The sequence below is a fragment of the Azohydromonas australica DSM 1124 genome (genome assembly GCF_000430725.1).
In the GTDB taxonomy this organism is placed as follows: Bacteria; Pseudomonadota; Gammaproteobacteria; order Burkholderiales; family Burkholderiaceae_C; genus Azohydromonas; species Azohydromonas australica.
Genome location: NZ_AUMO01000134.1, coordinates 1 through 9,790 on the forward strand (window position 1 = coordinate 1; position 9,790 = coordinate 9,790).

At 65.4% G+C, this 9,790-nt stretch carries 11 protein-coding genes; 8 read left to right on the top strand and 3 right to left on the bottom strand.

All coding sequences use genetic code 11. From position 1 onward, the window contains the following. The first annotated feature begins 547 nt into the window (after positions 1 to 547). From H537_RS55025 to H537_RS0118315, 4 genes are all read left to right on the top strand, one after another. Complete coding sequence (locus H537_RS55025; protein ID WP_028999004.1) at positions 548 to 1,408, top strand: PEP-CTERM sorting domain-containing protein; 861 nt, start codon at positions 548 to 550, stop codon at positions 1,406 to 1,408. A 37-nt stretch (positions 1,409 to 1,445) separates the two neighbouring features. Further along, positions 1,446 to 2,351 (top strand): PEP-CTERM sorting domain-containing protein, encoded by a 906-nt coding sequence (locus H537_RS55030; protein WP_028999005.1) that lies wholly within the window; start codon positions 1,446 to 1,448, stop codon positions 2,349 to 2,351. Positions 2,352 to 2,526: 175 nt separating this feature from the next. Beyond that, positions 2,527 to 2,916, top strand: coding sequence for a TrfB-related DNA-binding protein (locus tag H537_RS55805; protein WP_169517042.1), 390 nt, complete (start codon positions 2,527 to 2,529; stop codon positions 2,914 to 2,916). 157 nt (positions 2,917 to 3,073) lie between these two features. After that, complete coding sequence (locus tag H537_RS0118315; RefSeq protein WP_028999006.1) at positions 3,074 to 3,268, top strand: hypothetical protein; 195 nt, start codon at positions 3,074 to 3,076, stop codon at positions 3,266 to 3,268. 104 nt (positions 3,269 to 3,372) lie between these two features. Here H537_RS0118315 and H537_RS44040 read toward each other — a convergent pair whose 3' ends face one another. After that, complete coding sequence (locus H537_RS44040) at positions 3,373 to 3,690, bottom strand: hypothetical protein (protein WP_156901823.1); 318 nt, start codon at positions 3,688 to 3,690, stop codon at positions 3,373 to 3,375. Positions 3,691 to 3,827: 137 nt separating this feature from the next. Continuing rightward, a complete protein-coding gene (locus H537_RS0118325) occupies positions 3,828 to 4,409 on the bottom strand; it encodes a hypothetical protein (RefSeq protein WP_084150801.1) in 582 nt (193 codons plus the stop codon). A 698-nt stretch (positions 4,410 to 5,107) separates the two neighbouring features. Here H537_RS0118325 and H537_RS53155 point away from each other — a divergent pair. After that, positions 5,108 to 5,401: a hypothetical protein gene (locus H537_RS53155; protein WP_156901824.1), complete on the top strand. Its 294-nt coding sequence runs from the start codon at positions 5,108 to 5,110 to the stop codon at positions 5,399 to 5,401. Positions 5,402 to 5,931: 530 nt separating this feature from the next. After that, positions 5,932 to 8,394 (top strand): hybrid sensor histidine kinase/response regulator, encoded by a 2,463-nt coding sequence (locus tag H537_RS49460; RefSeq protein ID WP_169517043.1) that lies wholly within the window; start codon positions 5,932 to 5,934, stop codon positions 8,392 to 8,394. A gap of 100 nt (positions 8,395 to 8,494) precedes the next feature. On the opposite strand, the gene H537_RS51310 is transcribed toward H537_RS49460, so the two are convergent. Further along, positions 8,495 to 8,893, bottom strand: coding sequence for a hypothetical protein (locus H537_RS51310; protein ID WP_084150803.1), 399 nt, complete (start codon positions 8,891 to 8,893; stop codon positions 8,495 to 8,497). A 474-nt stretch (positions 8,894 to 9,367) separates the two neighbouring features. On the opposite strand from H537_RS51310, the gene H537_RS54480 reads away from it, so the two are divergent. Further along, entirely contained in the window at positions 9,368 to 9,526 is a 159-nt protein-coding gene (locus H537_RS54480) for a hypothetical protein (RefSeq protein WP_169517044.1), read from the top strand. 19 nt (positions 9,527 to 9,545) lie between these two features. After that, a partial coding sequence (locus tag H537_RS51315; protein WP_169517045.1) for a winged helix-turn-helix domain-containing protein occupies positions 9,546 to 9,790 on the top strand: 245 nt, incomplete at its 3' end.

Below are 9,790 nucleotides of genomic sequence, written 5' to 3' on the forward strand. Positions count from 1 at the left end.
TATCAGCTCAAACGCGAGATGCTGTCCAACTATCTAAGAGCCGAGCTGCGCAGCCCGGCGGTGCGGATGGTGCTCGTTGCGTAAGTCCTATATTTATTGATTTCGGCGCAATTCGCCCATTCACAGGGAGTGGCCTGCCGGCTTGCGTTCCCCTAGACTTTACCCGGGGAAAGCCCAGATCTTCCCATGAACTGTTCCAGTTAACAGGTATTTACTGGCCAGCCAATTCGCTATTCATATGCCGGTATTTAGTCTTGCAATCACACGCGAGCTTTTCACGCCGTCAACAGGCATTTTCTTCCGTGACAAAACTTAAAATTTCGCGACCAAAATACCCACCCAACAAGGCGTGTTTGAGTTTCAACACGCGCGTCCAGAATGCCGGCCAAAGAAATTTTTCCGACGGTAAGCAAAAGAGGAGACACATGTTGACTGCAAGCGGATCACGGTTGGCGGCGCGCTGCTTGTGCGCGGCCTTGTTGGGCGCCGGCGCGGTGGGCGTGGCGGCGCGGGGCCGCCGGGGCGGCCAGCAATGAGGAGGACGGCCATGGAACGAAGCACATTCCCCTTCCTAGCCCACGCCTGCAGCGTGGCCGCCGCGCTGGCCCTGGGGCTGCCGCTGGCGGCGCAGGCTGAGGTGCGCGGCAGCTTCAGGCTGGAGGACTTCGGCTGGACGGTGGTGGACCTCAATCCCAACGACGGCATGGCCGCCGGCGTCACCTTCGAAACGGCCTCCTTCCTGACGGGCCTGACCGCCGGCGTGTACCGACGCGGCGTGGACGCCAACGGCGATCCGCTGCCCAACGACACGGGGCTGTCGCGCTCGTGGTCCACCGGGAACGTGGTGTTCCCCAACGGCGGCCGCTCGCTGTCGCAGCCGGGCTCGCAGGCCACCGCACGCATGGGCGGACAGGCCGCTAGCGGCACCTACGACATCGTCATGGAAGGCCAGGGCAGCCGCGCCACCGCCCTGGCGGGGCAGCACAGCGCCTTCGAAACCTTCGGCGGCATGAGCGGCGACATCGTCTTGGCGCCCCTCACCGAGCTGGTGTGGACGGGGCGGCTGAGCATGTTCGTGGAGAAGACGGGCGTGGGCGCGGGCATGCGCCACGAGCACGTCGAGGCGCGCTTTCGCATGGAGATGGAAAGCGAGGACCCCATCTTTCAGGCGCGCCACGAACTGGAGCTGGACACCCGCGGCCGCGCGCCGGGGCGGCTGTCGCACGAGGAGTCGCTGCGCCTCGTGTTCACCAACCGCAACCCCTACGTGTTGCCGGCCTCCTTCGAAATGAGCCTGGGCGTGCAGGGCTACTCGTCCGCCAACCCCGTGCCCGAGCCCGGCACGGTGGCGCTGATGCTCGCCGGCCTAGGCGTGGTGGGCGTGGCCGCTCGGCGCGGCAAGCGCTGAGCCGGGACAGGAACAGCAACAGCAAAAGGAGACTCCCATGTTCAAAGCAAGCGTGTCCCGGGCGGTGCCCTGGCTGTGCGCGGCCCTGGTGGCCAGCACGGCGGCCGGCCCGGCGTGGGCCGATGCGCGCGCCCTCCTGGTGCTGGAGGACTTCGGCTGGTCGCTGGTGGACCTGCGGCCGGGCGACGGCATCGCGCCCGGCGTCAGCTTCGACACCAGCCGTATCAACGCGCGCGCGGCGGCGTGGGTACAGCAGAGCTACGCCGGCCCGGACGGGCAGCCGTTGCCCTACCCGACCGACGTGCGCAGCCGCTACGTCGGCCTGCAGCAGTTCTTCCCGCGGGCGGCCATCAATGCCACTCCCGGCTTAGGCAGCGCCGGCGTCTCCCAAGGCAACGACGCCCGCGACTTCGAGGCCCGCGTGGGCGGCCTGGTGCGCAACACGGCCGGGGACGGCGTACTGGAGAACCGCTTCGATGCGCGCACCGTGCCCGCCTCCAGTTCCTTCGTGGGCGCCATCGTCCTGGCACCCTACACGCGGCTGGTGTGGACGGGGGACTTGCGCATGGAACTGGAGACAACTGGCGGCCCGCGCCACGAGGGCGGCCTGGCCGCCTTCCACATGCGCATGTTGGGCGCCGACGGCAGGCGCTTGGGCGGCTACAGCACGCGCTTGGATACCGACGGTGCCGAGCCGGGCCTGCTGGTGCGCGAGCAGACGCTGAGCTTTTCGATCTCCAACCCGCGCGGGACGTCGCTGGCCAGCACGATAGAAGCGTCCATGCGCGCGAGCGGCTACACGTCGCTCCACCCCGCGTTCGCCCCCGCGGTGGCGGCCGTACCCGAGCCCGGAGCGGTTGGGCTGATGCTGGCGGGCGTGGGGGTGGTGGGCATCGTGGCGCGGCGGCGCAAGTCGCCGTGCCCGCAGGGAAGCGCCGGCTGAGCCGCGCCAAGAAAGGGGAAGCGCGCGGCTGCTGCATGCCGCGCGCGGGAGAAGCGCTAGAGCGAAAACGCCGGGCCTTGCGACCCGGCGTTTTCCTTCCAGGGATGCTGGTGATACCTGCGGCTTACCAGCTCACCTCGTGCTCCGGCGTGGCGCCGATGCGATGGATGCAGAGGTGGGCACCCTTGAACTCGTCTTCCTGCGACAGCCGCAGCCCAACGGTACGCTCTCTGCGCAGTCAGAACGAAGGACATCAATGACAAAGGTTTCCATGACGGCCGAGGAGTTCGACAGCTTCAGAGTGCGGCTGGGGAAAATGACTCCGGAGAGCATTGCGATCGCGCGAGAGGTTCTGGTGGACGGCGTGCCTAAATTCCTGGTTGCCCAACGGCACCGGCTCACTCAGCCGCGTGTGGGTGCCATCGTCGATCGAGTGCTTGCCGCTGCCCAGGACGTCCCGAGAAACTGGGAACGCGTCGAGGTATGGCTGCCGCCCGAGCTGGCGCAGCAGGTGCGAGAGGTGGCGGCACAGGCCAGAGCAAAAATCGCGGAGGGCTCGCTATAAGGTGAACCGCCAAAGCCATCTGGCAGTTATCGCCCTGGGTCTGAACCCGCAGGTGAAGGGCCGTCCCATGACCTGTCATCGGCACGACGCCTCAACGCGTTGTAATTGGAAGCGGCGCCATTCCTGAAAGCGTCGACAGAGATGATGGGGGAGAGATATGTCGTTGCTGAGACTGGTTTTCACGCGCGGCCGCGTGGTGAACGAGGCGAGATTCGAGCACCTTGGGGAGTCGTCGGTCGATGCACTGCGGCGCGTCGAAGCCGAGTGCGACTGGAGCGATGCCACGCTGTTGCTGGCCGAACCCGCGCCGGAGCGGCATCAGCTCAAGGAGCCGCCTGCCTCTTGCGGTTGAGCTGGTTGCGGCTTCGGCTGCCAACGTGAAGGCGAGGGTAGAGCGGCTTGCCCTGATCGCTGACCGGACTGGCTGGCGCAGCGACTTGAGCGGCACGACAAGCTTCACGCGTGTCCGGGCGGGTACGAGAAGCCGCCGCCGTGCTCCTCCTCGAGCCGGGTCTCTTCCATGAGGTCTTCCTGCACCGGGTCCGGCGCGCCGCCACGCTCCAGATGAGCCGCGTACCAGGCCGCGATCAGCAGCCCCACAAGCGGCTGCGGGCCTTGCATGATTTCACCGAGGTCCAGGTCACTGGCCTCGCAGATCGCCTCGATGGGCGCCATCTTGAACCGCACCCGGCCGTCGCCTACGTCTCGCGAAAGGCGCAGATCGGCAAACTCGACGCCGTCCGGAATGGTCACGCGCAACTGCAACTCTCCCATGCCCTCTCCCTGCATTGCCTTGCGCAAATAGTCGTTCCTTGTTGCTGACTTGCTCCGTGGAGCTCTGGAAACCCCCGCACCTGGGCGCCGGAGTCCGGCAACCGACAGGGCAGGGTACTTCATGGCCTGTTCCTCTGTCAGGACGCTGAGGCCTCGGCACCCGGCGTGTCGATGGCCGGCGGCGCCTCGGGAGCCGCGGCCGATTCGCCGCCCGCAGCACGTGCAGGCTCGTTCGAGCTTTTGGCGACCGTCTTGCGCGCGGCTTTCTTGCCAGCCGCCTTCTTGGCAGGCGCTTTCTTGACCGCGGCCTTCTGGGCTGCACGCTTGGCTACCAGCGTGACGTCGATCGCTTCGGCTGCGGGGGCCCCATCCGTCGGAGCGGCCTGCGCGCGGGCCTTCTTCGCTGCGGCCTTCTTGGTGGCCGCCTTCTTCGCCGGCGCAGGTGTTGCGGCCGCCTGCGCAGCGCCAGCAGCCTTCTTGGCCGCCGGTGCGGCGGTCTTGGCACCGCGCGGGGCGCGGCCTTCTTCCATGCCGAAGCGGCGCGCGAGCTTGGCATCCTGCGTGACCAGGTTGACCGCCTTGCCGGTCACGGGTGCTTCCAGCGACACGCCGCCGCCGTCTTCCATCTTCGTGAGCGTCTGCGCCAGCTTCCCCACCGCCCGCGAGAGCTGCTTGACCGTCTTGGCGCCGACGGCGAGGTTGGCCAGGTCGATCTTCAAGCGGAAGGTGGCTGCTGCCGCCGGTTGGGCGGTTTTCTTGGCAACAGGAGCTGCCTTCTTTGCAGCGGATTTGGATGCCGCTTTCTTGGCGGCCGCGATTCTCTTGCTGGGCATGGTGTTGGTACTTCCTCAACGGACGAGACAAATGGGGTCCGTTACTCATTATTGCCGTTGAGCGCAAGCACGCCGGGTGCGCGAGTACGCGAATGCCAAATCCACTGAAGAATCCATCCGGTTCAGGGTATGGCGAGAGCCCTCATCCGGGCCGGGCGGTGATGTGGTTTCATGCGCAATGGACGAAGCGATACCTTCGCCGAGCTTGGATGGAATCTGGCCGGGAAGAATCGGGCCCGGGACTTCAATGCGCAAGGGGCCCTCATCGCGCTATCAACTTTCAGCGTTTGCCTAATTTTTGAGCAGTCGCATCGTTGTCAATCGAATCAACGACTTGCCGTGACGCCAGGGTGCTGGCTCACAGAGTTGTCCACCGAATCTGGGGACAAGCCAGGCGCTGCCCGCGCCCGGCTCAAATGCTCGATCTCAAGCAGCTGGGGTCAGATCAGCCACTGTTCAACAGCGGCGATTGGGCCGCCTGGCTTGATATCGACGGCTGGTTTTCCAAGCGTGATGGGTATTGCTGCAGGCGGCCTCGGCGATACTTGGCTCTACGCCAATAGATCCAGCAGGAAAGGGCGCTCATGCAGAAATTCAGTCCAGTCGGGATGATGCTGGACTTCGCCTATGGCCGCGGTAGCGCGGACAACAAGGCGTCTGGCGGCAAGCCGAATCATTCCAGGGCCACCAGCCCGGCCAATACGGCAGTGCCGCTATTGGCGCTTGCTGCCGCATCGCAAGCCTGGTGGGAAAGCCGCCGGCCGCCAGGCTGGGCGCTGGAGCAACACTTGGCCGACCCGACAGCCGGCTGCAGCAACACCGAGCAAGAGCGGGCACTGGCCCAGGCCGTTGCGACTTGGATTGGACAGAGCACTTGAGCTTGTCGTGGCTGCCGAGCGCAGCCAACAGATTGCGTCGTTCAATTAATAATGAGTCAAATACGCGGTGATGTTCAAATAAGGATGAACGGTTGACTGCCTTTGTGCATCTCCAGAGCCCAGGCGGGTGAAGGCAACATGACTGCAGCGCCGAACAACGGCGCGTCACAGGTCATAGGTATGGTCTGACGCAGGCTTGGCGTGGACACCGGTCCATACGCAGGCACTTGCGGCATGCTGCTCTGGCTTGCATCCACCGCCCGAGCGTGTGCGCCTGAGCTGGCACATGCCTGCCCGACCCTTTGAAACGCCGAGAGCACCTGCGGGCGGTGCCGTGGCTCAGCGGTCGCTTTGAAAGCGCCGGCTTGCGGCCCCTGTATTTCGCGCTTGCCTGGCTGCAGTCCGTGCGTCCATGCGGCCTGCGGCACACTACGCGACGGATCCCCACTGCACTGGGCACACGATCACGGTCTCGCCTGGAACGGCGTTGGCGTCAATGGGCGCCGGACAACATGGAACACCTCCAGGGCATGGCCAGACAGCCTATCGATATCTCCCTTCGAAGCTCCGAGACCCAGGCGCTGCTGCTCGCATTCGACTGGGGGCGAACGCCACTGGGTCCCATGGACTCGTGGCCACGCAGCCTGCTGAGCTACGTCAGCCTGATCATGGAGCTGCCCTCGCCAACCATCATCTTCTGGGGGCCCGAGCAGACGCAGATCTATAACGACGGCTATGCCCTCATCATGGGACCGCGCCATCCGGCTTATTTCGGCGCGTCCTACCGCGAATCCTGGCCCGACACCTACCCGCTGATCTATCCGTGGATGCGCCGGGTGCTTGACCACGGTGAAGTGGTCGAGGTCCGGCAGGAACACATCCCCGTCACCCGCTATGGATTCGAGGAGGACGCGTACTTCACCTTCACCTTCAGCCCTCTGCGCGACGACGACGGCGCCGTCGCCGGCATTCTGCAACCGGTGTTCGAGGTGACCGACACGGTGCTGGGCGAGCGTCGTGCCCAGACGCTGCGCGCGCTGGCATCGACCAGCTCGCTGGAGCCGGTGGCCGATGCGGCTGCAGTGCTGGGCCACAACCCGCACGACATTCCCTTCGCATGGATCTACCTCTGGGATGCGGCGCAGCAGCGGCTGCTGCTGGCTGGTCAGCCTGCAGCCTTGGACCACGGCGAGGACCGGCAGACGCAGCTGGATGCCACGGCCCGGCGCGTGTTCGAGCTCAACAGCGCCCAGCAGCTCGGTGTTGCGGCCGGCAGCACCGTACCGGGCGGCGAAGCGGCTGTCCTGCTGTTGCCCATTGAAGGGGAGTCCGGCACCGTGCCGCAAGGTGTGGTGGCCTTTGGCCTGAGCACCCGGCTGCACTTCGACGACAAGTACCGTGCCTTCCTGGAGTCGGTCACGGCCCAGCTGGCCTCGATGCTGCAGCGGGCGAGCCTGCTGCAGGCGCGGGAGCGGCAGCGCCAGCACCTTCATGATCTGTTCCTGCAGGCGCCTGCCGGCATCGCGGTGCTGCAAGGGGGCGAGCATGTGTTCGAGCTCGTCAACCCGACCTACCAGGCCTTGATCGGCCCGCGCGCCGTCATCGGCCAGCCGCTGCGCGTGGCACTGCCCGAGATGCAGGACCAGCCCTTCCCGCGCATCCTCGACGAGGTCTATCGAAGCGGCAAGGCGTATGTCGGCCAGGAAGAGCCGGCGCTGTTGCACCGCGGCGCCTTCGAAGGGCCACCGGACGAGGTGTTCTTCAACTACGTCTACCAGCCGCTCCTGGACTCCCAAGGCCACACGAGCGGGATCCTGGTGTTCGCCTACGACGTCACGGAGCAGGTGCGTGCACGGCAGCGTGCCGAGGCGCTGGCCGAGGAGCTGCGCGGCGAGCACGAGCGCAAGGACGACTTCCTGGCGATGCTGGCCCATGAGTTGCGCAATCCGCTGGCGCCGATCAGCACGGCCGCGGAACTCCTGCTCATGGGACGGCTGGCCGAAAGCCAGGTCCAGCGCACCAGCGAGATCATTGCCCGCCAGGTGCGCCACATGACCGCCCTGGTAGACGACCTGCTCGACGTGTCGCGCGTCACGCGAGGCCTGGTGGCCATCGAACGGCAGGCCCAGGATCTCAAGCGGGTGGTGGCCTACGCCGTGGAGCAGGTGCGGCCGCTGATCGAGTCGCGGCGCCACCAGCTCTCCATCACCCTGCCGCCCGAACGTGCCTTCGTGCTCGGGGACCAGAAGCGGTTGGTCCAGATTCTGTCCAACCTGATGGGCAACGCCGCCAAGTACACGCCCGAGGGCGGTGATGTGGTCATGGCCATGCAGGTCGAGCAAGATTGGGTGGTCATGCGGGTGAGCGACAACGGCATTGGCATTCCACTGCACCTGCAGCCCAAGATATTCGGGCTGTTCGTGCAGGCCGCACGCAACCCTGACCGTGCACAGGGCGGGCTTGGAGTGGGTCTTGCGCTGGTCAAGAGCCTCGTGGGCCTGCATGGTGGGATGGTGAGCTGCCAGAGCAAGGGCCCGGGTACCGGTAGCGAGTTCACCGTGCGGCTGCCGCGGCTACAAGCCGACCCGTTCCTGGGCACGGAATCCGCGCATGGGCCTGCCACGCCACGAGGCCGTCCACGGCGAGTACTGGTTGTGGACGACAACCAGGATGCAGCGCGGATGCTGGCGCTCTACCTCGAAGAGGCCGGACATCAGGTTTGGGTCGAGCACGATGCGTATCGCGCGCTGGATCTTGCCCGGCAGGAACGTCCCGATGTGTGCCTGCTCGACATCGGTCTGCCTGGGATAGACGGCAACGACATGGCACGGCGCCTGCGCTCGATGCCAGAGACGGCGCATGCGCTGATCGTGGCCGTGACCGGATATGGACAGGACTCGGACCGGCAGCGCGCCATCGATGCCGGCTTTGACAAGTACCTCGTGAAGCCGCCTGATGCGGCACGGCTTGCCGCCATCCTCAGGTTGGCGTGACAACAACTACATGCAAGGCTGTTTGGCAGCGATCGCATATTGTCCGATGCCGTCCGTCAAATGCCACGGTCGTGCATCGGTACATGGCAATCTCGAACCTTCAGCGCCGACCCCAGGGTGAGCGGTCGTAGCCGTTCGGTACGCCATCGCCATCATGGTCCTGACGCAGGTTGTCACGGCGGTCGTGGCGGTTGGCGATGCCATCGCCATCACGGTCCCAGACCGGATTGAAAACGTGATCACGGCCATTGGGAATGCCGTCGCCATCGCGATCCCAGCGCGTGGGCTGCTGGTATCCCTGAGGCATGCGCACAGGTACAGGGTGCGCTGTGGGCATCGGTGAACCATGGACCGGCGCCCCTTGGATGTAGACCGGCACACCGACGGGCGAGCCGATGGTCACCGACCACTGGAGGTCGGCACCTTGCGCCTGGGCTAGGCCGGCGCCAAGGCTGCCGAAGAGAGCCACTGCGACGAGGGTGATCCGCTTGCTGATCATGAATGCGACTCCTGTTACGGGCGCTACTGTCGCGCCACGAATCGAAAACGCATCAAGGCCGCAGGCGGTTCACCACGGCATGTGAAGTACAGGTAAAGATGGATGAAGCTCGGGCGGGCGGCAGCTATCGCTGCTTGACAACTTGGCTGGCGTTGTTCGTTTTCCTTGCCAAGGGCATCACCGCTACCTTGCATGCCTGATCCGCCGGAAGCGGTCAGAGAAGACCGGCAGCGACACGTGCTGAGATTCCTCGACCGGCAATACAACGTCACGCCCACTGAAGACGAGTACATCGACTGACCGCCGTGGCGGCGCAGGTACCTACCGATGATGTCGCATCGGATGTTTGTTGACCGCTTACTGCAATCGCGCATATGTCAGACGTAATGCCGCATAAGAACTCATTTTTAGTAGGCCACCTACTGATCGGCGCATAGATTGCTCAACTCCGTCAGGCTCTCCAAGGAGGCCAACATGGAACAGCTGCTTTCGAGCCGGGCCGTCGACTGGCGTGAGGGGCGGCGGCTGCGTGCCTGGGAATTGCACGAGGCGGGGTGGACACAGGCGGAGATTGCGGCAGGCGTTGGGCGTCACACCGGGTGCGGTTTCGCAGTGGATGCGCCGCGGGCGTGACGGGGGCGGGATTGCCGCGTTGAACAAGCGCACCGCCCCTGGGGCAGCGTGCAAGCTTTCAGCTGAACAGCGGGCTCAGATCCTGACCTGGCTCGACGAAGGAGCCCCGGCGCACGGATTCAGCGGTGAGCTGTGGACGCGCAAACGCAATGCGGTACTCATTGAGCGCAAGCTCGGCGTGCACTACCACCCAGGGCACGTGAGCAAGCTGCTGCAGGCGTGGAAGTGGAGCCCTCAAAAGCCTGCCCTGCGGGCAACGCAGCG

What these genes read in the sequence shown, in the direction of transcription:
- H537_RS55025 (WP_028999004.1), top strand. Translation starts at nt 548, where the DNA reads ATGGAACGAAGCACATTCCCCTTCCTAGCCCACGCCTGCAGCGTGGCC.
- H537_RS55030 (WP_028999005.1), top strand. Translation starts at nt 1,446, where the DNA reads ATGTTCAAAGCAAGCGTGTCCCGGGCGGTGCCCTGGCTGTGCGCGGCC.
- H537_RS0118315 (WP_028999006.1), top strand. Translation starts at nt 3,074, where the DNA reads ATGTCGTTGCTGAGACTGGTTTTCACGCGCGGCCGCGTGGTGAACGAG.
- H537_RS44040 (WP_156901823.1), bottom strand. Translation starts at nt 3,690, where the DNA reads ATGGGAGAGTTGCAGTTGCGCGTGACCATTCCGGACGGCGTCGAGTTT.
- H537_RS53155 (WP_156901824.1), top strand. Translation starts at nt 5,108, where the DNA reads ATGCAGAAATTCAGTCCAGTCGGGATGATGCTGGACTTCGCCTATGGC.
- H537_RS49460 (WP_169517043.1), top strand. Translation starts at nt 5,932, where the DNA reads ATGGCCAGACAGCCTATCGATATCTCCCTTCGAAGCTCCGAGACCCAG.
- H537_RS51310 (WP_084150803.1), bottom strand. Translation starts at nt 8,893, where the DNA reads ATGATCAGCAAGCGGATCACCCTCGTCGCAGTGGCTCTCTTCGGCAGC.
- H537_RS54480 (WP_169517044.1), top strand. Translation starts at nt 9,368, where the DNA reads ATGGAACAGCTGCTTTCGAGCCGGGCCGTCGACTGGCGTGAGGGGCGG.